This is a genomic window from Shinella sumterensis (assembly GCF_004514425.2).
Lineage (GTDB): Bacteria > Pseudomonadota > Alphaproteobacteria > Rhizobiales > Rhizobiaceae > Shinella > Shinella sumterensis.
Genome location: NZ_MYFN02000007.1, coordinates 57426 through 79628, shown reverse-complemented (window position 1 = coordinate 79628; position 22203 = coordinate 57426). Strand labels below are relative to the sequence as shown.

The 22203-nt window shown below is 64.0% G+C and carries 20 protein-coding genes; 13 read left to right on the top strand and 7 right to left on the bottom strand.

All coding sequences use genetic code 11. The annotated features are described in order from the left end of the window. Positions 1–91: 91 nt before the first annotated feature. Positions 92–673, bottom strand: coding sequence for an IMPACT family protein (locus B5M41_RS14330; RefSeq protein WP_230640090.1), 582 nt, complete (start codon positions 671–673; stop codon positions 92–94). A gap of 153 nt (positions 674–826) precedes the next feature. Between B5M41_RS14330 and B5M41_RS14325 the strand changes: the two genes are divergently transcribed. After that, positions 827–1030 (top strand): hypothetical protein, encoded by a 204-nt coding sequence (locus B5M41_RS14325; protein WP_134647911.1) that lies wholly within the window; start codon positions 827–829, stop codon positions 1028–1030. A 31-nt stretch (positions 1031–1061) separates the two neighbouring features. Here B5M41_RS14325 and B5M41_RS14320 read toward each other — a convergent pair whose 3' ends face one another. Further along, positions 1062–2111 (bottom strand): glycoside hydrolase family 5 protein, encoded by a 1050-nt coding sequence (locus B5M41_RS14320; protein ID WP_134647909.1) that lies wholly within the window; start codon positions 2109–2111, stop codon positions 1062–1064. A 169-nt stretch (positions 2112–2280) separates the two neighbouring features. On the opposite strand from B5M41_RS14320, the gene B5M41_RS14315 reads away from it, so the two are divergent. Next, positions 2281–4089: an ABC transporter ATP-binding protein gene (locus B5M41_RS14315; protein ID WP_134647907.1), complete on the top strand. Its 1809-nt coding sequence runs from the start codon at positions 2281–2283 to the stop codon at positions 4087–4089. Positions 4090–4096: 7 nt separating this feature from the next. Here B5M41_RS14315 and polA read toward each other — a convergent pair whose 3' ends face one another. Next, complete coding sequence (polA, locus tag B5M41_RS14310) at positions 4097–7084, bottom strand: DNA polymerase I (RefSeq protein ID WP_134647904.1); 2988 nt, start codon at positions 7082–7084, stop codon at positions 4097–4099. Positions 7085–7479: 395 nt separating this feature from the next. On the opposite strand from polA, the gene B5M41_RS14305 reads away from it, so the two are divergent. The 5 genes from B5M41_RS14305 to B5M41_RS14285 all read left to right on the top strand — a co-directional run bounded on the left by B5M41_RS14305 (position 7480) and on the right by B5M41_RS14285 (position 13538). After that, positions 7480–7920 (top strand): MarR family winged helix-turn-helix transcriptional regulator, encoded by a 441-nt coding sequence (locus tag B5M41_RS14305; RefSeq protein WP_134647902.1) that lies wholly within the window; start codon positions 7480–7482, stop codon positions 7918–7920. Between the two features lie 132 nt (positions 7921–8052). Beyond that, positions 8053–9444 (top strand): M20/M25/M40 family metallo-hydrolase, encoded by a 1392-nt coding sequence (locus tag B5M41_RS14300; protein WP_134647900.1) that lies wholly within the window; start codon positions 8053–8055, stop codon positions 9442–9444. A gap of 191 nt (positions 9445–9635) precedes the next feature. Further along, a complete protein-coding gene (locus B5M41_RS14295; RefSeq protein ID WP_134647898.1) occupies positions 9636–10583 on the top strand; it encodes a lysylphosphatidylglycerol synthase domain-containing protein in 948 nt (315 codons plus the stop codon). A 98-nt stretch (positions 10584–10681) separates the two neighbouring features. Beyond that, positions 10682–11155 (top strand): BA14K family protein, encoded by a 474-nt coding sequence (locus tag B5M41_RS14290; RefSeq protein ID WP_134647896.1) that lies wholly within the window; start codon positions 10682–10684, stop codon positions 11153–11155. 157 nt (positions 11156–11312) lie between these two features. Beyond that, entirely contained in the window at positions 11313–13538 is a 2226-nt protein-coding gene (locus B5M41_RS14285; protein WP_134647894.1) for a transglycosylase domain-containing protein, read from the top strand. Positions 13539–13571: 33 nt separating this feature from the next. Here B5M41_RS14285 and B5M41_RS14280 read toward each other — a convergent pair whose 3' ends face one another. Then, positions 13572–13940 (bottom strand): hypothetical protein, encoded by a 369-nt coding sequence (locus B5M41_RS14280; RefSeq protein ID WP_134647892.1) that lies wholly within the window; start codon positions 13938–13940, stop codon positions 13572–13574. Position 13941: 1 nt separating this feature from the next. Continuing rightward, entirely contained in the window at positions 13942–14652 is a 711-nt protein-coding gene (locus B5M41_RS14275) for a hypothetical protein (RefSeq protein WP_134647890.1), read from the bottom strand. Between the two features lie 491 nt (positions 14653–15143). Between B5M41_RS14275 and dnaK the strand changes: the two genes are divergently transcribed. Beyond that, positions 15144–17045 carry a molecular chaperone DnaK gene (gene dnaK, locus B5M41_RS14270; RefSeq protein ID WP_134647888.1) on the top strand — a complete coding sequence of 634 codons (1902 nt, stop codon included), beginning with the start codon at positions 15144–15146 and terminating at the stop codon, positions 17043–17045. A gap of 241 nt (positions 17046–17286) precedes the next feature. After that, positions 17287–18423 carry a molecular chaperone DnaJ gene (dnaJ, locus tag B5M41_RS14265; RefSeq protein WP_134647886.1) on the top strand — a complete coding sequence of 379 codons (1137 nt, stop codon included), beginning with the start codon at positions 17287–17289 and terminating at the stop codon, positions 18421–18423. Positions 18424–18475: 52 nt separating this feature from the next. Here the strand turns inward: dnaJ and B5M41_RS14260 are convergent, their stop codons facing one another. After that, the gene (locus B5M41_RS14260) at positions 18476–18712 is read right to left on the bottom strand and encodes a hypothetical protein (protein ID WP_134647884.1); all 237 of its coding nucleotides are present in this window, start codon (positions 18710–18712) and stop codon (positions 18476–18478) included. Between the two features lie 97 nt (positions 18713–18809). Between B5M41_RS14260 and B5M41_RS14255 the strand changes: the two genes are divergently transcribed. Next, a complete protein-coding gene (locus B5M41_RS14255) occupies positions 18810–19421 on the top strand; it encodes a TetR/AcrR family transcriptional regulator (protein WP_134647882.1) in 612 nt (203 codons plus the stop codon). A gap of 4 nt (positions 19422–19425) precedes the next feature. Here B5M41_RS14255 and B5M41_RS14250 read toward each other — a convergent pair whose 3' ends face one another. Continuing rightward, the gene (locus tag B5M41_RS14250) at positions 19426–20100 is read right to left on the bottom strand and encodes an HAD-IA family hydrolase (protein WP_268998348.1); all 675 of its coding nucleotides are present in this window, start codon (positions 20098–20100) and stop codon (positions 19426–19428) included. On the opposite strand from B5M41_RS14250, the gene B5M41_RS14245 reads away from it, so the two are divergent. Genes B5M41_RS14245 through B5M41_RS14235 form a run of 3 tightly spaced genes read left to right on the top strand, consistent with a single transcriptional unit; the run spans position 20087 to position 22188 of the window. Next, positions 20087–20266: a hypothetical protein gene (locus B5M41_RS14245; protein ID WP_167722493.1), complete on the top strand. Its 180-nt coding sequence runs from the start codon at positions 20087–20089 to the stop codon at positions 20264–20266. The genes B5M41_RS14250 and B5M41_RS14245 overlap by 14 nt on opposite strands. A 36-nt stretch (positions 20267–20302) precedes the next feature. Then, positions 20303–21427, top strand: coding sequence for a DNA replication/repair protein RecF (gene recF / locus B5M41_RS14240; protein WP_134647880.1), 1125 nt, complete (start codon positions 20303–20305; stop codon positions 21425–21427). Then, positions 21424–22188 (top strand): molybdopterin-synthase adenylyltransferase MoeB, encoded by a 765-nt coding sequence (locus B5M41_RS14235; RefSeq protein WP_134647878.1) that lies wholly within the window; start codon positions 21424–21426, stop codon positions 22186–22188. Before recF ends, B5M41_RS14235 begins: the two co-directional genes overlap by 4 nt. Positions 22189–22203 lie beyond the last annotated feature (15 nt).

Here is a 22203-nt window from a genome sequence, read left to right as displayed (position 1 = left end):
CGGCGAGACCCGGCCGACGCGCCAAATCGTTCCGCCACGCGTGCTTGTGGTGGAAAGGCGATTTTATTTCACCTTTGGCCTGAAATGACGTTCAGGCGCCGAATTCGGCACGTCCGCTCGTCAGGTCGATGACAAGGCGGCTGGTCTCCTCGGCCTGTTCGGCCGGAACGCGGAAGACGAGCCGTGCGCCGCTCTCGTGAAACGCCTCGTCGTCCATCAGGAGGCCGGGCAGGGCGGCAAGCCGGGCCTTGACCAGCGCGAGGTCGGAGAAGCCGAGCGAGACGGCAAGCGTGGTGCGTTCGACATATTCCGTCTTGGCGGCGGCGCGCAGGCAGAGTGCCGCCGTGCCGCCATAGGCGCGGATGAGGCCGCCGCTGCCGAGAAGGATGCCGCCGAACCAGCGTGTCACCACGACGAGCGTCCGGTCCAGCGCCTGTCCGTCGATCGCCTGGAGAATGGGTTTTCCGGCGGTGCCGCTCGGTTCGCCGTCGTCGCTGAAACGGTAGGCCTGGCCGATGCGCCAGGCCCAGCAATTGTGGTTGGCGGAAGGATCGGAAACCTCCGCCAGCCGCGCTTTCGCGTCCGCCTCGGTGTCGACAGGACAGCCAATGGCGATGAACCGGCTCTTGCGGATCTCCTGCTCGAAACGTTCGGTCTGGTCGAGTGTGTACAAGCGGCGGTTTCCGGTGGCGTCCACGCCGTCTCGTAGCGCTTCGCGGCACGCCGCATCAAGCATAGAATAGATTACCAATTTTATGGACTATTGACAGTCGCCACGTTTTTGCCATGATGATGACCGGATCTTAACCAGAACGGAAGCGATGGCATGATGTATCTCGGTGGCGTGACGCTCGGCTACTTCAACCTCTATCCGGTCGGCTTTCAGCCGAAGACCGAAGACACCCGGTCTGCCGGCAACTCAAGTGAAACCGAGGCTGCGGATGGAACGCAGGAAACCCTGCCGCTCGAAGGCAGCCGCCTTTCCTCCGCGCGTCGTCCGGTGCAGTGGCCGACACACGTCTTCTTTTGATTTTGAGCGCGCCGCTTCGAGGCGGTGATGGTCAGGGCAGCGACGGGCAGGTTCCCGCTTTTGCGGGAAGCGCGCCGCCGCTGACGAGGGCGGCAAGCTGCGGGCGGTCGCCATCGGCTGTGGGCTGGATGTTCAGTGGCTCGCTGGCCGGCCACCAGTCTCCCGCGGCCCAATAGGTCCAGCCGGTCCACACGGCGTTTTCGCGATGGACCAGTGCGGTCATGCGGGCGAGACCATCGAGGCAGGCCGGCTCGGCCGATCCGCCGAATTCTCCCAGAAAACCACGCTTGCCGTTGCGCTTCAGCCAGTCGGTGAAGCGCTCCAGGGCCTTCACGGCATCGTCGGCGCGCTCGCAGGTGCTCGCCTTGCCGGAAAAATCCCCATCGAGATATTGGTGCACCTCGTAGGCATTGTTGTCGGCCGGGTCCTGGATGCCGAGCATGACCGTGCCGTTGGCGCCGCCGTCCCGCTCCTCTTCCCAGCTGTGTGCACCGGTCCAGATCGTGCCGGGCACCAGCACCAGATTGTTCGCGCCCGTCTCGCGGATCGCCGCGATGGCGGCGTTGGCGGAGGCAAGCCATTGTGTCGCCGGCACGTCGTGCGGCTCGTTCATCAGCCCGAACTGCACGCCCGCATCCTGCTTGTAATCAGCCGCAAGCCGGCTCCAGAAATCGGCGAAGGCGCTGTCCGGCACGGCGGCCGAACCGATCTGCTGGTCACCGTAATAGGCGTAGTTGTGCGGATCGAGGATGACCGTCATGCCGGCCTTGCGCAGGGCCTTGACCGTATCGGAGAGGCGCTTGCGCTCCGCCTTGTCGAAGCTTCGGTTGAGCCGCGGCTGGAGGCGCTCCCATTTGAACGGAAGGCGCACCGCATTGAAGCCCTTGTCCGCGAAATAGGTGATCGTCTCGTCGGAAGGATAGGCATAGTCCTTGCCGTAGGTGCCCCGCCCCTGGCCGAATTCCGCGCCCGCGAGATTGATGCCCGAAAGGCAGGCCGCGCTCGCCTGAAGGGGAAGTGCAATTGCCGTCATAGCCGCCACCAGCCGAAGAACCGGCGTCGTACCGGATGAGGATCGCATGCCATTTCTCCGTGCCGTTCGTCGCGGGGGATAACACTCCGATGGCCTTAAGGCGACGTTAAGGCGCGCTGCCGGGCCGCAGACAGGATTAAGAGATTGCAACCGCCGGTCCGCCCGGATAGAGGCGAAGGCCTCCACGCCTCGTCCCTTGCCGACAACAGGTTGCCTCATGTCCGTATCACCGCCTTCAGCGCCTTTCTCCTCCGGCAGACGCCATCCGCTGCGGGTGCTGCTTTCGCTCGTCAGCGAGGAGAAAGGCCGCGTCACCAGGGCGGTCGCGGCGTCCGTCATCAACAAGATCTTCGACGTGATGCCGGAAATCCTCATCGGTATCGCGCTGGACGTGGTGGTGCGCGGCAAGGATTCCTTCGTGGCGCAGGTCGGCATCACCGATCCCGTGCATCAGCTGACGCTGCTCGGCATCGCCACCTTCCTCATCTGGTTCGGGGAATCGCTCTTCGAGTATTTCTACCAGATCCTGTGGCGCGGCCTGGCGCAGGACGTGCAGCATCGCCTGCGCATTATGTGCTACGACCATGCCCAGCATCTGCCCACGAGCTTCTACGAGGAAAACCGGTCGGGCGATCTCGTGGCCGTGCTGAACGACGATATCAACCAGCTCGAGCGTTTCCTCGACCGGGGGGCGAATGAGCTGATCCAGACCTTTGCCGCCGTCATCCTCGTCGGGGCGGTGTTCTTCATCGTCAGCCCGCTGATCGCCGTCGTCGCGTTCACGCCGGTTCCTGTGATCATCGCGGGGGCCTTCTGGTTCCAGCGCCGCGCCCAGGCGCGTTACGATGCGGTGCGCGCGCGCGCCGGCGGGCTTGGCGCGCGGCTCACCACCAACCTGCAGGGGCTCCAGACCATTCGCGCCTTCGGTGCGGAGGCCCGCGAGACGGCGGCCCTGACCAAGGAAAGCCGGGCCTATGTCGACGCCAACCGGGCGGCGATCCGCGTCTCCTCCGCTTTCATCCCGATCATCCGCATGGCGATCCTGTCCGGCTTCCTCGCCACCTTCCTCATCGGCGGCTGGCTGACGCTGACTGGCCAGATGCAGGTGGGCGCCTATGGCCTGCTCGTCTTCCTAACCCAGCGTCTGCTCTGGCCGATGACTCATCTTGCCGAAATCGCCGATCTTTACGAGCGCGCCATGGCCTCGACGCGCCGTATCCTGCGCCTGCTCGACGAGCCGCGCGGCGAGCCGCATGGCACGCACGATGCGCCTGTGTCCGGCCGCTTCGAATTGGAAGGCGTCGGCTTCCGCTATGCGACCAGCCCCGGCGGCGTCACCGATATCAATCTTGCGATCCGCGCGGGCGAGACGGTCGCGCTGGTCGGGCCGACAGGCAGTGGCAAGTCGACGCTCATCAAGCTGCTCGGCCTGTTCATCCGCCCGCAGAAGGGCGTGATCCGCCTCGATGGCGTGCCGCTGGCAGATTGGTCGGGCGAGCGCCTGCGCAGGAGCATGGCCTGGGTGCCGCAGGAGGTGACACTGTTCTCCGGCTCGATCGCCGACAACATCGCCTATGGCAAGCCGTCCGCAAGCCGCGAGAAGGTCGAGGCGGCGGCCCGGCTTGCCGAGGCCGACGGCTTCATCCGCGCGCTCCCGGACGGTTACGAAAGCCAGATCGGAGAATATGGCCAGAAGCTTTCCGGCGGCCAGCGCCAGCGTATCGCGCTTGCCCGCGCGTTGCTGATCGATCCTGCCATCCTCATTCTGGACGAGGCGACAAGCGCCGTCGACAATGAGACCGAAGCGGCGATCCAGCGCTCGCTGGCCAGGATGAAGGGCCAGCGCACCGTCATTCTCGTGGCGCACCGGCTGAGCACGGTCGTCCATGCCGATGCCATCCACGTGATGGACGATGGCCGCATCATCCAGTCCGGCCCGCACGACCGGCTCGTCGAATGCCCCGGCCTTTACCGCACGCTCTGGAACATCCAGACAGGGCACGCGGAGATGAACGAGACGGTATAACTACCGCTCAGTGCGCCTCGTCCCAGTTATGGGCGGCGCGCGCATCCACCTTCAGCGGCACCTTCATGGAAAGCGCCGGCATCGAGGCGTTTTCCATGATGTCGACGATGACGGGGATCGTCTTTTCGACTTCGCCGTCCTCGACCTCGAAGATCAGTTCGTCATGCACCTGCAGCAGCATGCGGGCCGAAAGGCCCGCGGCGGCAAGCGCCGGCTCCATCTTCACCATGGCGCGTCGGATGATGTCGGCCGCCGAACCCTGGATGGGCGCGTTGATCGCCGCGCGTTCGTTGAAGGCGCGCACGGACGGATTGGACGACTTGATCTCGGGATAGTGCGCGCGGCGGCCGAAGATCGTCTCGACATAGCCGTGCTCGCGCGCAAAGGCCTTCGTGCTGTCCATATAGTCCTTGATGCCCGGGAAGCGCTCGAAATACTTCTTGATATATTCGCCGGCCTCCGAGCGCTCGATGGAGAGCTGGTTGGCCAGGCCGAAGGCCGAGATGCCGTAGATGATGCCGAAGTTGATCGCTTTGGCGCGCCGGCGCACTTCGCCCGGCATGCCCTCGACGGGAACGCCGAACATCTCCGATGCCGTCATCGCATGAATGTCGATGCCATCGGCAAAGGCCTGTTTCAGCTGCGGGATATCGGCGACATGGGCAAGCACGCGCAGCTCGATCTGGCTGTAGTCGGCCGAGACCAGCTTGTTGCCGGGCGTCGAGACGAAGGCCGTGCGGATCTTGCGCCCTTCCGCCGTACGGACCGGAATGTTCTGCAGGTTCGGCTCGGAGGAGGAGAGGCGGCCGGTCGTCGTGGAGGCGAGCGCATAGGAGGTGTGCACCCGCTTGGTCTGAGGATGCACGAAGCCCGGCAGCGCGTCGGTATAGGTCGATTTCAGCTTGGTGAGCTGGCGCCAGTCGACGATCTTGCGCGGCAGCGGAATGCCCTGCGCGGCGAGGTCCTCGAGCACCTGCGCGGAGGTGGACCATTGGCCGGTCTTGGTCTTGGAAGCGCCCGACAGGCCCATCTTGCCGAACAGGATGTCGCCGAGTTGCTTGGGCGAGCCGATGTTGAAGCGCTCGCCGGCCAGTTCGTAGATTTCCTCCTCGAAGCGGGCGGCCCCCTGGGCCAGCTCGCCGGAAAGGCGCGACAGGACCTGCCTGTCGACGGTGATGCCGCGCTCTTCCATGCGCGCCAGCACCGGCACCAGCGGGCGCTCCAGCCGTTCATAGACGGTCGTCATGCGTTCCGCCGCCAGGCGCGGCTTCAGCACATGCCACAGGCGCAGCGTCACGTCGGCGTCCTCGGCCGCATAGGCGGTAGCGCGGGCAATATCGACCATGTCGAAGGTCTGCGCCCCCTTGCCGGAACCGGCGACGTCCTTGTAGGCGATCGGCTTGTGACCGAGCCAGCGCTCCGAAAGCGTATCCATGCCGTGCGTGCCGGCGCCCGCATCGAGCGCATAGGACATCAGCATCGTGTCGTCGAAACTCTGCATGGTGATGCCGTGGCGGCGCATGACGAGGTAGTCGTATTTCAGGTTCTGCGCGACCTTCAGGACCGATGGGTCCTCCAGCAGCGCCTTCAACCGTTCGAGCGCCGCGCGGATCGGGATCTGGCCCTCCGCAAGCCCCCCGCCGAGCAGGTCGCCGACGCCGGTCTTGTGATTGAGCGGCACATAGCAGGCGCGGATGACCGTACCGGTCGGGTCCTTCGCATTGTCGGCGACGGCAAGCGAGAAGCCGCACAGCTCCGCCTGCATCGCATCGAGCGAGGTCGTCTCCGTGTCGAAGCCGACGAGGCCGGTCTCGCGCGCGGCGGCAATCCAGCGGTCGAGGCTTGCGAGATCGCGCACCGTCTCATAGGCCGCGTGGTCGATCGGCGCCGCGGAGAAGCGCTCCGCGCGCCCGCGGGCAAGCGCGCTAGGCGTGTTGGCGTCCGCGCCGGCGGTAGGCAGCAGCGTCGCGGCCGCTTCGGCCGCCGTCTCCTCGCCGTCGAGTTCAAGCGCCGGGCCGGCGACATCGCCCTTGTCGAGATCGGGGCCATGGGCTTCCGCACCCCATTCGACCGGCACATCGGCCGCATCGATGGCGCCGGCGTCGCAATCGCAGGCTTCGGCGACGCGGCGGGTAAGCGTGGTGAATTCCATGGCCTTGAGGAAGGCGATCAGCCGCGGGCCGTCCTGCGCGTGGAGGATCAGCTCGTCGAGCGCCATGTCGAGCGGCGTGTCCGTCTTGAGCGTCACGAGCTGGCGCGAGAGCAGGACGAGTTCACGGTTCGCGACGATGTTCTCGCGGCGCTTGACCTGCTTGATCTCTTCGGCGCGGGCCAGCAGCGTGTCGAGGTCGCCGTACTCTTCCAGGAGCTGGGCGGCGGTCTTCGGGCCGATGCCGGGCACGCCCGGCACGTTGTCGGTCGAATCGCCCGTCAGCGACTGGAGGTCGATCATCTTTTCCGGCGGCACGCCCCATTTCTCGATGACCTCGGGGATGGAGATCTGCTTGTCCTTCATGCCGTCGTACATCGAGACGTTCTGCGTCACGAGCTGCATGAGGTCCTTGTCGGACGAGACGATGGTGACGTCGGCCCCGTCGGCTTCGGCAAGGCGGGCATAGGTGGCGATCAGATCGTCGGCCTCGTAGCCTTCCTTCTCGATGCAGGGCAGGTTGAAGGCGCGTGTCGCATGGCGGATGAGGCCGAACTGCGGAATGAGATCTTCCGGCGGCGCGGTGCGGTTTGCCTTGTATTGGTCATAAAGTTCGTTGCGGAAGGTCTTCGAGGAGTAGTCGAAGATCACGGCGAAGTGGGTCGGCGTCACGCCCACATCCGTGTTGCGCGCATCCTTCAAGATCTTCCACAGCATGTTGCAGAAACCCGAGACGGCATTGACCGGCAGCCCGTCCGATTTGCGGTTGAGCGGCGGGATGGCGTGGAAGGCGCGGAAAATGAAGCCGGAGCCGTCGACGAGGAAGAGATGATCACCTTTTTTCATGGGGTGAATGGATAGCGCGGGCGGCTTTCCGCGTCCATCTTTCATTGTGCTCGCAAAGGCCTTTCACGGGGCTGAAAAGCCTCACGCGAACGTTACCAATTTGTAATTCTGGCGGGCACTTGGCTCCCTTGAAAAGCCACATTCGGAGCCACAATTATTCATCAACGGCACCTGATCAAAGCCGTTGTCTGGCACACGGCCTGTCCCCCGCCGCGCCAGACAAAGGACAAAGGCCTCATCCCCCTCTCCGGGCCTTTGTCCATAATTCGAAGAAGCCGCCGCGACAAGCCTCCTGTCGTCGGCGGCTTCTCGTTTTCGGGCCCCTTCTCGTTTTCGGGCCCAAGGATCGCAGGCTATGCATTGTCTTCTGCCCTCAACCGGCATAGCTTCCGTGCATGGACTTTGACCGGACGGCGTCGGCGGCATACCTCGCCAATCTCCTGGCGAAGGCGGCGTCCCGTGCCCTTCAGGCGCGGGCGGACGGAGCGGGCTTCGCCCCCGGGCAGTTTCCCGTCCTGCTCGAATTGTGGAACGGCGACGGCCTCACCCAGCGCGAACTTCTCGACCGCCTCGACATCGAGCAGGCGACGATGGCCAACACGCTCGCCCGCATGCAGCGCGACGGCCTGATCTCGCGCCGGCGTCATCCCAGCGACCGGCGCGCGCAACTCATCTTCCTCACGCCGCGCGGCAAGGCGCTGCGCGAAACGGCCATGACGGCGGCCAGCCAGACGGAGGACGCTCTCTTCCAGGGTTTCCGTCGTTTCGAGCGCGAGCTCCTGCTTGAATACATGCGCATGCTGCTTGCCAATCTCGGCCGCGATCCGCGCGTGTGACCGTCGCGCAAGCGTTATACGATTTGCCCTCCCCGACGCGATCGGTCTAATGTCGGCACGAACATATCTGATTTGCCGCATGAAGGCCCGGGCGTTTCCACGCCCGGCGCGGTATTCTCCGGGGATTCTACCATGACCAACATTCTGCCCGTCCTCGATCACGCCATTGCCGGCGTCCCGGCCAGCCTCGAACGCCTGTTCGAACTGGTGCGCATCAAGTCCATCTCCACCGATCCGGCCTTCAAGGCCGAATGCCGCCGGGCGGCCGAGTGGCTGGTGGCGGAACTGCGCTCGCTCGGCTTCGACGCGACGGTGCGTGACACCCCCGGACATCCCATGGTCGTCGCCCATCACGATGGCGCCAAACCCGATGCGCCGCATGTCCTGTTCTACGGCCATTACGACGTCCAGCCGGTCGATCCGCTGAACCTCTGGGACAACGATCCCTTCGAGCCGGCCGTCCGCGACGCTGCCGGCGGCCGCCGCGTCATCACGGGCCGCGGCACATCCGACGACAAGGGCCAGCTGATGACCTTCGTCGAAGCCTGCCGGGCCTACAAGGAAACGGTGGGCGCGCTGCCCTGCCGCGTTTCCATCCTCTTCGAAGGCGAGGAGGAGTCCGGCTCTCCGTCGCTGAAGCCGTTCCTCGAGGCCAATGCCGCCGAGCTGAAGGCCGACTTCGCACTGGTCTGCGATACAAATATGTGGGACGGCGATACGCCGGCCATTTCGGGCGGGCTGCGTGGCCTCGTCGGCGAGGAGATCGTCATCAAGGCGGCCGATCGCGACCTGCATTCCGGCTATTTCGGTGGTGCGGCGGCAAACCCGATCCATATCCTCGCGGACATCCTCGCCGGCCTGCATGACGAGACCGGGCGCGTCGCTCTGGATGGTTTCTACGACGGCGTCGAGGAGACGCCCACCCAGATCAAGGCGGCCTGGGAGACGCTCGGCAAGACCGCCGAAAGCTTCCTCGGCGAGGTCGGGCTTTCCATTCCCTCCGGCGAAAAGGGCCGCTCCGTGCTCGAACTCACCTGGGCGCGCCCGACGGCGGAGGTCAACGGCATCACCGGTGGCTATACGGGCGAAGGGTTCAAGACCGTGATTGCGGCGGAAGCCTCGGCAAAGGTGTCCTTCCGCCTCGTCGGCAAGCAGGACCCGGCGCAGGTGCGTGATGCCTTCCGCGCCTATGTGCGCTCCAGGATCCCGGCCGATTGCTCGGTGACGTTCCACGCCCATGGCGGGTCGCCGGCAATCCAGCTGCCCTACGATTCGACGCTGCTGAACAAGGCCAAGTCGGCGCTTTCCGACGAATGGCCCAATCCCGCCGTCATCATCGGCATGGGCGGATCCATTCCCATCGTCGGCGATTTCCAGAAGATGCTTGGCATGGATTCGCTTCTCGTCGGCTTCGGCCTGGCGGACGACCGCATCCATTCGCCGAACGAGAAATACGAGTTGCGCTCCTTCGAGAAGGGTATCCGCTCCTGGGTGCGGATTCTTGCGGCGCTCGCCGCGCGTTGACGCAGATGTGATCGCGAAAGGGATCGGCTTTAATCGCACAAGCGGAAAGACTGGCCTACGGACAAGAGAAAGCCTGCATCGCCGCGTGCGATGACAGGCGCGCAAAACGGGGAAAGGATGAGGATGGCGTCACGATGGATCGCGAAAAACCCTTGCCGCAACAGCATGATGCCGGCAGGAGGCGAGGCGGGATGAAGCGTTTGAAGAAGTTCTTCTGGCCGCTCGTCAGCACGCTCGCCATCGCTCTGTCCATCTACATTCTCTACAAGGACCTGCGCGGTCTTTCCCTTGATGAGTTCGTCGCCAGCATCCACGCCATCCCGACATCGGGATGGCTGCTGGCCTGTGTCGCGACACTCGTGGCCTATGCGGCGCTTGCGGCCTACGACCATCTCGCGCTGGAACATCTCGGCCACCGCATCTCGCTGTGGTACATCACGCTCACCTCGTTCACGACCTATGCGCTGTCGCACAATATCGGCGCCTCGGTATTCTCCGGCGCGCTGGTGCGCTACCGCGCCTATACGTCGAAGGGGTTGACGGGATCGGAGGTCGGCGTTCTCGTCGCCTTCTGCTCCTTCACCTTCGCGCTCGGCACGGTGATGCTGTTCGGCCTCGTCCTGGTGCTGGAGCCGGAGATCATCGAGCGCTTCGCCGATTTTCTGCCGCTGGAAGCGGCCTATTCGACGGGCTTCGTCATCCTGGCCCTGGTGGCGCTCTATGTCGTGGGCAGCCTCGTGGGTTTCCGGCCGATCAACACCCGGTGGCTGAAGCTTGAATATCCCAAGCCCTCGCTGGTCTTCCGCCAGCTCTTCATCGCGCCCATCGAGCTGATCGGCGCGGCGGCGATCATCTATTTCGTGCTGCCGGCGGAGGGCAATCCGGGCTTCTTCATCATCCTCGGCATCTTTCTCGCGTCCTTTTCGGTGGCGCTGCTGTCGCATGCTCCCGGCGGCATCGGCGTGCTGGAGTTGGTGTTCATCGCCGGCCTGCCGGATATGGATCCGGCGGCGGTACTCGCCGCGCTCGCCGTCTTCCGGCTGTTCTACCTGATCATCCCCTTCGTCATGGCGCTGGTGGTGATCCTGATCTATGAGCGATCCCGTTACCTCGCGCGGGTGCGGGAAGGCGAAGACTAGGCACGGATCTTTCCGGTTCATACTGCGTTCATTCGAATTATTTCATTCTATGAACCGTCTGAACAACATGAAGAACTCTGAACAGTAGGGAGACCGCCATGAAGACATCGATCAAGACCGGCCTTTCGGCCGTCGTGGCCGCGGCCATGTTTGCAACGTCCTTTGTGGCGGTGCCGGCCATCGCCATGCCGCTGCCGAAGGCCGGCGTCTCGCAGTCCACGGACGTCGAGCAGGTGCAGTACTATCGCGAACGTCATTATCGGGATCGTGACCGCCGCGCGTGGCGCGAGGATCGTCGCGGCTGGCACAACGGCCATCGCGGTTATCGTGAACACCGCCGCGGCTATCGCCGCCATTCGGATGGCTGGTGGTATCCGCTGGCTGCCTTCGGCGCCGGTGCCATCATCGGCGGTGCGATTGCCAATGACGGTTACTCGCGTCCGCGCGAAGCCGGTATCAATCCGCGCCACACCGACTGGTGCTACGCGCAGTACCGCTCCTACCGGGCTTACGACAACACGTTCCAGCCCAACTATGGCCCGCGCCGCGAGTGCCTTTCGCCTTACTATTGAGGCAGTTTCCTCGGGCGGCCTTCGGGCCGCCCGTTCTCTTCACGCCGATTTGGCTCAAAGTCACGGCGACGTGTTCACCGCTTCTTAACGACCCCTTAAATCGCCGCATTTAAAGTCCATCGGACGACGACGTTTCCGAGGGCATATCCGACCGCTTATGGCATCCAACCGAAAATCCCAGCGCATCGAACCGTCTTTCCGGGGTTCCGGGCGACGAGACGACGACGATGATTTCCACGTCGGCGCAGAGGATCGTGTTGTCGATGGCGGCCGCAAGGGCCGCGGCAAAGCCCGCAAGGCGCCGCGTGAGAAACGCGCCTCGTCGCGCCGGCGCGGCGCGTCCGGCGGCTTCTTCGGCCTTATCCGCCGCCTGTTCTACTGGTGTATCGTGCTGGGTATCTGGGGCGCGATCGGCGTGGGCGGCCTCGTGCTCTATTACGGCGCGCGCATGCCGAGCGCCACGAGCTGGGCCATTCCCGATCGCCCGCCGAACATCAAGATCCTGGCCGTCAACGGCGAGGCCATCGCAAACCGCGGAATGACCGGCGGCGAGGCGCTGTCGCTGGAAAACATGTCGCCCTACATTCCCCAGGCGGTGATCGCCATCGAGGACCGGCGCTTCTACTCGCATTTCGGCATCGATCCGCTGGGGCTTGCCCGCGCCATGCTGACGAACGTCACGTCCGGCCGCATGGTGCAGGGCGGCTCGACGCTGACGCAGCAGCTCGCCAAGAACATGTTCCTCTCGCCCGACCGCACGCTGGAGCGCAAGGTGCAGGAAGTGCTGCTCGCCATCTGGCTCGAGCACAAATACAGCAAGGACCAGATCCTTGCGATGTATCTCAACCGCGTCTTCTTCGGCTCGAATTCCTATGGCGTCGAGGCCGCGTCGCGTCGCTACTTCAACAAGTCCGCCCGCGATGTGAATCTCGGCGAGGCGGCGCTTCTGGCCGGTCTGCTGAAGGCGCCGTCGCGCCTGTCGCCCGCCCGCGACCCGGAAGCCGCCGAGGCCCGCGCGCAGGTGGTGCTGGGCGCGATGCGCGAGGAAGGCTTCGTCACCGACACCGAGATCAAGACCGCGATGTCGCAGACGCCCGCGCGGGCGAAGAGCTATTGGTCAGGCGCCCAGTACTATGCCGCCGACATGGTGATGGCGCAGCTGCCGGGCATGATCGGCGACGTCAAGGAAGACCTCGTCATCGATACAACCATCGACCTCGATCTCGAAAAGAAGGCCGAGGAGACGCTTACCTCCCTGCTCGACAAGAGCGGTGCGAAATCCAACGTCTCCCAGGCCGCCCTCGTTTCCATCGACGGCACGGGCGCCATCCGTGCGCTGGTCGGCGGGCGGGATTACGCCACGAGCCAGTTCGACCGGGCGTCCAAGGCCAAGCGCCAGCCCGGCTCCGCCTTCAAGCCCTTCGTCTACGCCGCCGCCCTCGAAGCGGGCCGTTCGCCGCTGTCGGTGCGCAACGATGCGCCCGTCCGGATCGGCAACTGGACGCCCGAGAACTATGATCAGAAATACCGCGGCGAGGTAACGCTCGCCTCCGCGCTTGCCCATTCGCTGAACACGATCGCGGCCCAGCTCGTCATGGAGGTCGGTCCGAACGATGTCGTCAAGCTGGCGCGCCGGCTCGGTATCGAATCGGAGTTGCAGGCCAATGCCTCGATTGCGCTCGGCACATCCGAAGTCACGCTAGTGGAGCTGACATCGGCCTATGCGCCCTTCATGAACGGTGGCTACAAGGCGACGCCGCACATCATCCGCCGCATCTCCACCGCCGAAGGCAAGGTGCTCTACGAGAACACCTACGACAATCCGCCCCGCGTTCTCGAACCCAACATCGTCTCGATGATGAACGGCATGATGATGCGGGTCATCACCGAGGGCACCGGCAAGGCGGCGCGCATTCCCGGCTGGCAGGCGGCGGGCAAATCGGGAACGACGCAATCCTTCCGCGACGCGCTCTTCGTCGGTTATACCAGCAACCTGACGACGGGCGTCTGGTTCGGCAACGACAACGGCGATTCCATGAAGAAGGTCACCGGCGGCGGGCTTCCGGCCCAGGCCTGGAGCCAGTTCATGACCGCCGCCCACGCCGGGCTGACACCGTCGCCGCTCTTCGGAACGGCAGGTGGCGATCCCCTGCAGGAGGGCACGCAGCCCGTGCCGCAGGAAGGCGGCGACGAACTGTTCGACGTCATCTCCCGCACGCTGGGTGTCGACGAGCGCCCGGCAGAAGGTGGCGCGGCCGTCGCGAGCGAGCAGACGGGCTCCGTACCCTTTGACGACGGCCTGACGCCACCCGCCGATGTGGGCGAACAGCGTCAGCCGGCCACGCGGCGCACGACGCTGCTGGATGTGCTTCTGGGGGGATAAAGGGCTGCTGCTTGTGAGCTTTTCCTTCTAGACCTACCCCCAGGCGACGATCACATTCTCAGGCTCCCTAGGGTGATCGATCCAGACGCGGATTCTTGTTCTGACGGTAGGCACGGGAATGCTGGCAAATTCCGGCTCGTTTGCATCGAAGAAGACAAGCTTTTTGTCGGGCGTGTTGAGAATGCCGTCAAACGTGGGTGGCGTCGACATCGGTATTTCCCAGGCTGCACCAACAGTAAAATTGGTGTCGCCGTCATTCCAATACGTACACGGAATGCTCACGCAGTCAGGAGTAAATGGAATAATCCTCTCCCTGAAATCGTAGGGAACATCGCGCATATTGCGGCTCGCGAGGTACACGCTGTTGTATTCGGGTGCTATGCTGAAGTGAAGAATGGCCATTTCAGAATTTTCCGCCACTTACGATGCCGCCCTGTGCATTGCTGCAGAAAAGGCAATGAGGATATATGCGTGTAGGTGTACCTAGTGAAGTTGGCACTTGATGATCTCCTACATACCCTCCTTTCTTAGTCCCGGGTATCTTAGTGCCGCATCGGTGGCAGCCAAATTTGCGACCGATGCGATTTATCTCGTCCTGTTCGGCGCGCGTAAGTCGCCGATTGGTGGATGGAGCGACGATCCATTCCGATGCAAAAGGCCCTGGGCCGATGCGTTTTACCGTCAATTCATATACCCTGAAGTGCGCCTCTCTCATTACAGCTTCATTCGCTCTGATCAGGCCTTCGACAGACTCGAAAAGCTGTGATGGTGGCTTCCAGTTCGGGTCGATTTTTCTGACGGCACGTATCGCCTCCTGCATCTGGCTCGTACTGACCGCCAGTCGCGCCTCTTGCGCGGGCGTGATGGGTTGCCATCTGCCGAGAATGCGCACCTGGCCGTTGCCGCGCGGACCGCGGCGGCTGACGAGGATGGGGCGGTCTCCATTGCCTTCAGCCGTCCATTGTCCTCCATCGGGATTTCCCGCCGGGATGCGCGGCTGGTCGGCGCGGAAGCCCGCCTTCAGATGGAGGGACAAGGTGAGCGCGCGCATTTCGACATTGAGCGCTGCGTACTGGTAGCGTGACTGTATAAGATCTGGGTCCGTCGGGATCATGTCTTGCGCATCCACCGGCAATTTCAAACAAGGCAATGGTGAGGGCGGTGGAGGGGACGGGGATAAAGTGGCGTCAAAAAATCTGCGCGAAATTCGATGCCTTTAGCAAGGCATTGAAACGATTTATTATTTTCGAAGATACCTCTAAGGACGTGCGGGTTGCACGTCCCCGGCCGAAGATAGCGAGGCGAACCGCGGCCACACGCTCGTGCCACTGTTTGAAAGGACGCGCAGATTCACGAGCAATGGCTTGAATCGCGACCGCGATTGCGCTTGATTGCAGCGTGCGAGGACGGGCCGGCATTCCTGCGCCGGACGTGCTGATTTTGCGCGCTTTGCGGCCTTGCGATGTCTTGCAGTCGTCTGGAGGGGTCCTTATATACCCCGCAAGGCTACGGATCAGTCCGGGCTTTCGCTAAGACCATACCATTAGGGGCTGCCAAAAGAATGCCTGAATGGGTTCCGGCAGTTCGCTTGAAGGAGAGAATGACATGGCTAAAGTAATCGGTATCGACCTCGGGACGACCAATTCCTGCGTATCCGTCATGGACGGCAAGGACGCGAAGGTCATTGAAAATGCGGAAGGCGCGCGTACGACCCCTTCGATCGTCGCCTTCAACGATGATGGCGAGCGCCTGACCGGCCAGCCGGCAAAGCGCCAGGCCGTCACCAACCCGGAAAACACCCTGTTCGCAGTGAAGCGCCTTATCGGCCGCCGCTACGACGACAAGCTCGTCGAGAAGGACAAGGGTCTCGTTCCCTACAAGATCATCAAGGGCGACAATGGCGACGCCTGGGTCGAGGCGCAGGGCAAGGGTTACTCCCCCTCGCAGATCTCCGCGATGATCCTTCAGAAGATGAAGGAAACCGCTGAATCCTACCTCGGCGAAAAGGTCACGCAGGCCGTCATCACGGTTCCCGCCTACTTCAACGACGCGCAGCGCCAGGCAACCAAGGATGCCGGCAAGATCGCCGGTCTTGAAGTTCTGCGCATCATCAACGAGCCGACGGCTGCGGCACTCGCCTACGGCCTCGACAAGAAGGACGGCAAGACCATCGCCGTCTACGACCTTGGCGGCGGCACGTTCGATATCTCGGTTCTGGAAATCGGCGACGGCGTCTTCGAAGTGAAGTCGACGAACGGCGATACCTTCCTTGGCGGTGAAGACTTCGACATGCGTCTGGTCAACTACCTCGCCGACGAGTTCAAGAAGGACCAGGGCATCGACCTGAAGAACGACAAGCTCGCCCTGCAGCGCCTCAAGGAAGCTGCCGAAAAGGCCAAGATCGAGCTCTCGTCCTCGCAGCAGACCGAAATCAACCTGCCGTTCATCACGGCGGATGCCTCCGGCCCGAAGCACCTGACGATGAAGCTGACGCGCGCCAAGTTCGAAGCTCTGGTCGATGACCTCGTCCAGCGCACCGTCGCACCTTGCAAGGCAGCCCTCAAGGATGCCGGCGTCACGGCGGCCGAGATCGACGAAGTCGTTCTCGTCGGCGGCATGAGCCGCATGCCGAAGGTGCAGGAAGTCGTCAAGCAGCTGTTCGGCAAGGAGCCGCACAAGGGCGTGAACCCGGATGAAGTGGTCGCCATGGGCGCCGCCATCCAGGCCGGCGTTCTCCAGGGCGACGTCAAGGACGTTCTGCTCCTCGACGTGACCCCGCTGTCTCTCGGCATCGAAACGCTGGGCGGCGTCTTCACCCGTCTGATCGAGCGCAACACGACGATCCCGACGAAGAAGTCGCAGACCTTCTCGACCGCCGAGGACAACCAGTCGGCCGTGACCATCCGCGTCTCGCAGGGCGAGCGCGAAATGGCAGCCGACAACAAGCTGCTCGGCCAGTTCGACCTCGTCGGCATTCCGCCGGCACCGCGCGGCATGCCGCAGATCGAAGTCACCTTCGATATCGACGCCAACGGCATCGTGCAGGTTTCGGCCAAGGACAAGGGCACCGGCAAGGAGCACCAGATCCGCATCCAGGCTTCCGGTGGTCTGTCCGACGCCGACATCGAGAAGATGGTCAAGGACGCCGAAGCCAATGCCGAGGCCGACAAGAAGCGCCGTGAGGCCGTCGAGGCCAAGAACCAGGCCGAAAGCCTGATCCACTCGTCGGAAAAGTCCCTCAAGGACTACGGCGACAAGGTCACGGAAGCCGACCGCAAGGCCATCGAGGACGCGATTGCCGACCTCAAGACCGCCGTCGAAGCGTCCGAGCCGGACGCCGAGGACATCAAGGCCAAGACCAACACGCTCATGGAAGTTTCCATGAAGCTCGGTCAGGCCATCTACGAGGCGCAGCAGGCCGAAGAGGCCGCATCCTCGGGTGATGCCGGCGACAACGTCGTCGACGCCGATTACGAGGAAGTCAAGGACGACAAGAAGTCGGCCTAAGCCTCCAGAGATGCCGGCCGCGTTCTTCGCGGCCGGTGCAGTTGGATAGCAGGAAGGCGGAAGTCAGCGCGAAGGGAAACAAGGCACCATGATCACTCCCGTTTTTCGCGGCGACGATGTCATGGCCTTTCCTTCGCCGGCTTCCGCCTTTTTGCATGCGCATTTTTCGCTTGCGCAGGCTAAGGCAAGCTTCCAGGTCCATAACAAGAAGACCGTTCCCACGAAACGGACGTGAACCCGAATGGCAAAAGCTGATTTTTACGAGACGCTGGGTGTCTCCAAGACCGCCGACGAGAAGGAGCTGAAGAGCGCCTTCCGCAAGATGGCGATGAAGTATCACCCGGACAAGAATCCCGGCGATGCCTCTGCCGAACAGAAGTTCAAGGACGTCAACGAGGCCTATGAGACGCTCAAGGACCCGCAGAAGCGCGCGGCCTATGACCGTTATGGCCACGCCGCCTTCGAGCAGGGCGGCATGGGCGGTGGCGGCTTCGGCGGCGGCGGTGGCTTCCAGGGCGGCGGCTTCTCCGACATCTTCGAGGACATCTTCGGCGAGATGATGGGCGGCGGTCGCCAGCGGCGTTCGGCCAGTGGGCGCGAGCGCGGCGGCGACCTGCGCTACAACATGGAAATCTCGCTGGAAGAGGCATACGCCGGCAAGACCGCGCAGATCCGCGTGCCGACGTCGATCACCTGTGACGTCTGTTCCGGCTCCGGCGCCAAGCCCGGCACCAGCCCCAAGACCTGCGCCACCTGCCAGGGCTCCGGGCGCGTGCGTGCCGCACAGGGCTTCTTCTCCGTCGAGCGCACCTGCCCGACCTGCCATGGCCGCGGCCAGACGATCAGCGATCCCTGCACGAAATGCCACGGCAACGGACGTGTCACGGAAGAGCGCTCGCTGTCGGTCAATATTCCCGCCGGCATCGAGGACGGCACGCGCATCCGGCTGTCCGGTGAAGGCGAGGCAGGTCTTCGCGGCGGCCCCGCGGGCGACCTCTATATCTTCCTGTCGGTAAGGCCGCACGAGTTCTTCCAGCGCGACGGCGCGGATCTCTACTGTGCCGTGCCGATCTCCATGACGACGGCGGCGCTCGGCGGCACCTTCGATGTCGCGACGCTCGACGGGACGAAGTCGCGCGTCTCGGTGCCGGAGGGCACGCAGGCCGGCAAGCAGTTCCGCCTCAAGGGCAAGGGCATGCCGGTGCTGCGTTCGTCGCAGGTCGGCGATCTCTATATCCAGATCCAGATCGAGACGCCGCAGAAGCTGACCAAACGCCAGCGGGAATTGCTCCGGGAATTCGAGGAGATTTCCTCGAAGGACAACAATCCGGAATCAGCGGGTTTCTTCGCCCGGATGAAGGAATTCTTCGACGGCTGAGCCACGCTGAAGGACAAACAAGAAGCCGGGGTGCGATGCGCCCCGGCTTTTTTTATGCCGCACGCAGGATGAAGTTCGCGAAACGCTTCTGCACGAAGGGCGAGACGACGAACACGATGGAGAACACCATCACCGGCGCGATGACCGCCGTACGCTGCCAGATCGTCCACCGCTCGGTGAGCGGCAGGACGATATAGAGGATTGTCGTAATCAGCGGATAGACGGGCACGAGCATGGCAAGGGCGAGATGCAGCTTGGAAAGTTTGCGGGGAGAAGATGTGTCGGACATGGGAGGACCTTTATAGAACGGAACGTTTCGTTTATATAGAAACGAAACGTTCCGTTCAAGTCCCCGCCGTGCTAGAAACGCAAAAAAGGAAAATGCCATGTCAGAGACAGACAACAGCCCGGCCCGCCGCTCGATCGGCGCCACCCGCAATCCGGCAAGCCAGGAGGCCATTCTGGCGGCGGCTGAGGCTGTCCTTCTGGAAAACGGCCTCAACGGCTTCTCCATAGAGGCGGTCGCCAAGCGCGCGCGTGCCGGCAAGCCGACGATCTACCGCTGGTGGCCGTCGCAGGCGGCCCTTCTGCTGGATGTCTACCACAGCCGCAAGCACATCAATTTCATCTTTCCCGACACGGGCAATGTGCGGGACGATCTGCGGGCCTATCTCTCGGGTCTGCTGACCACGTGGCGCGAACACACCAGCGGCGCCGTGTTCCGCAGCCTCGTGGCGAAGGCGCAGGGCGAGCCGGCGGCACTGGCCGCGCTTTCCGCCTATATGGCAGACCGGCGCGCGCAGAGCGGGGAGATCATTCGCATGGCGCAGGCGCGTGGCGAGGTGCGGGCCGATGCCGATCCCGAGCTGATGACGGAAATATTGGCGAGCTTTGCCTGGGGCCGCCTGCTGACGGACAGGCTGGAGGTTTCCGACACGGATATCGACGCCGTCGTCGACGCCGTCCTTACCGGGATTGCGGCAAATCCCTCCGCATGAACCCTCAGCCGGCCGTATAGGCGAGCCGCAGCGTGCCGTCGGCGCCGACGACGGGTGCGACGCCGAGATAGTTCGCGAGCTGCGGGTGGCCCGTCTCGATCGGATGATCGTGCGTGGCGGTGATCACGGCGACATTGGCACCGGCGCTCTCCCCGGCAAGGATACCCGCGGGCACATCCTCGAACACCAGGCAATCGGCGGGATCGAAGCCAAGCCGCGCCGCACCCAGCTTGTAGCCATCCGGCGCCGGCTTGCCCTTCGTGACGTCCTCTGCCGTCACGAGAACGTCCGGCAGCGGAATGCCGGCGGCCGCGAGGCGGCGGCGGGCGAGGGCCACCGGTGCGGACGTCACGATGGCCCAGCGTTCCCGGGGCAGGGCCGTCAGGAAGGCGATGGCGCCGGGCAGGGCTACGACGCCCTCCACATCCTCGATTTCCTGCCGCTCGACCTCCAGGGCTTCCGCCTCGGCGTCCACACCCGGCAAACCGAGCTGGGTTATGGTGTCGATGCCGCGCTTGCCGTGCATCATCGGCAGGAAGGTCGCCACGTCGAGCCCGTGCTTCAGCGCCCAGCGCGACCAGACGCGTTCGGCGGCAGCAATCGAATTGATGAGCGTCCCATCCATATCGAAGAGGAAGGCCGAGAAACTGCGGTCGAAAACGGGCGTGGCGTTGGGCAAGACAGAACCTGTTGAACTGGGAGAGGATGCATGGCGCGGGCCTTTCGATTACCCGCTTGAGGTCGCGCAGGCAACCTCTCTTGCACGATTGGCCGGGCAGGCCTTGGTTGCGGACGGTCACGACACCATCTTTCTGTTGTTGCCCGACGAATATGCCCGCAAGTGATTCCACTCGCATGAAAAATGCTCTAGCTCTCAAGCCATGCCGCACAAGGTTTCCCTTTCCCGCCTCAAGCTCACGGATTTCCGTAACTATGCGAGCCTGTCGCTGCCGCTCGACGGCCGGCATGTCGTGCTGACGGGGCAGAACGGTGCCGGCAAGACGAACCTCATGGAGGCGGTGTCATTCCTGTCGCCAGGCCGCGGCCTGCGCCGCGCCGCCTATGGCGATATCCCGCGCGCCGGCAGCGCCGGCGGTTTTTCCGTCTTCGCCACGCTGGACGGCATGCTGGGCGAGGTGGATATCGGCACCGGCACCGAAGGCGGCGAGGAAGGTCAGGCCCGAAAGCTGCGCCTCAACGGCACGCCGGCCCGCACCGTCGATGAGCTTCTCGATCATCTGCGCGTGGTCTGGCTGACCCCGTCGATGGACGGCCTGTTCACCGGCCCTTCCGCCGACCGGCGCCGGTTTCTCGATCGCCTCGTGCTGTCGCTCGATCCCGAGCATGGCCGTCGCGCTGCGGATTTCGAAAAGGCGATGCGCGGCCGCAATCGTCTCTTGTCCGAGCCGCGGCCCGATCCGGCTTGGCTGACCGCGCTGGAAAAGCAGATGGCCGAGCTTGGTATCGCCATGGCCCATGCGCGCCACGAACTGGTGGGGCTGCTGTCCGGCCTCGTTGAGGCGGCGCGTGACGACGGGCCGTTTCCATCCGCCACGATGCGGCTGTCCGGCTTCCTGAATGAGGAATGGCAGCGCCCCGCCTATGAGATCGAGGATATCTATCTCGGCCTGCTGCAGGACGGTCGTTACCGTGATGCCGCCGCCGGCCGCACGCTGGAAGGCCCTCACCGTGCCGACCTCCTCATCCGCCACCGCGAAAAGGACATGGAGGCCGAGCGCTGCTCGACGGGCGAGCAGAAGGCACTGCTCGTCGGCCTCATCCTGGCCCATGCGGGGCTTGTCGGCGGCATGACCGGGCACGCGCCGGTGCTGCTGCTCGACGAGATCGCCGCGCATCTCGACGAGGGCCGCCGCGCCGCACTGTTCGACCGCGTCGATGCACTTGGCGGCCAGGCTTTCATGACCGGCACGGACCGGTCGATGTTCGATGCGCTCGGCGAGCGCGCCCAGTTCCTCACCGTCTCGAACGGAGGCATCCTGCCATGACCGATCCGCTGAGCCCCGAAGAAATCGACCGCTACCGTCGCCATATCGTGCTGGCCGAAATCGGCGGCGCGGGCCAGCAGAGGCTGAAACAGGCGAGTGTGCTTGTCGTCGGCGCAGGCGGGCTGGGCGCGCCGGTTATCCAGTATCTTGCCGCCGCCGGCATCGGCCATATCGGCGTCATCGACGACGACACGGTTTCGCTCTCCAACCTGCAGCGCCAGGTGATTCACGACACGGCCGGCCTCGGGGCGCCGAAGGTCGAGAGTGCGGCGGCCGCCGTCGCGCGTCTCAACCCGCATGTCCGCTTCACCGGCATCGCGAAGCGCATCGACGTAGAGAATGCCGCAGGTCTGTTAGCCGGCTATGATATCCTCGTGGACGGCTCCGACAACTTCGATACGCGCTACACGTCCGCCGATGCGGCGGAGGCGGCCGGCATTCCGCTCGTTACCGGCGCTGTCGGTCGCTTCGATGGTTCGCTGACGGTGCTGAAACCCTATGAGGCCGGCGCGGACGGTGTGCTCTATCCCGGCTACCGCGATCTCTTCCCCTCAGCCCCGCCGCCGGGCGTCGTGCCCGCCTGCGCGGAAGCCGGCATCGTCGGCGCGCTGACGGGCGTCATCGGCACGCTGATGGCGATGGAGGTGATCAAGCTCGTCACCGGCGCCGGCGAGCCGCTGGTCGGCCGCCTGCTGCTCTATGACGGGCTGGCGGCCCGGTTCGAAACGCTGAAATATCGGCGGCGGAACAGCGGTACTTGATTGCTGCGGTGGGTG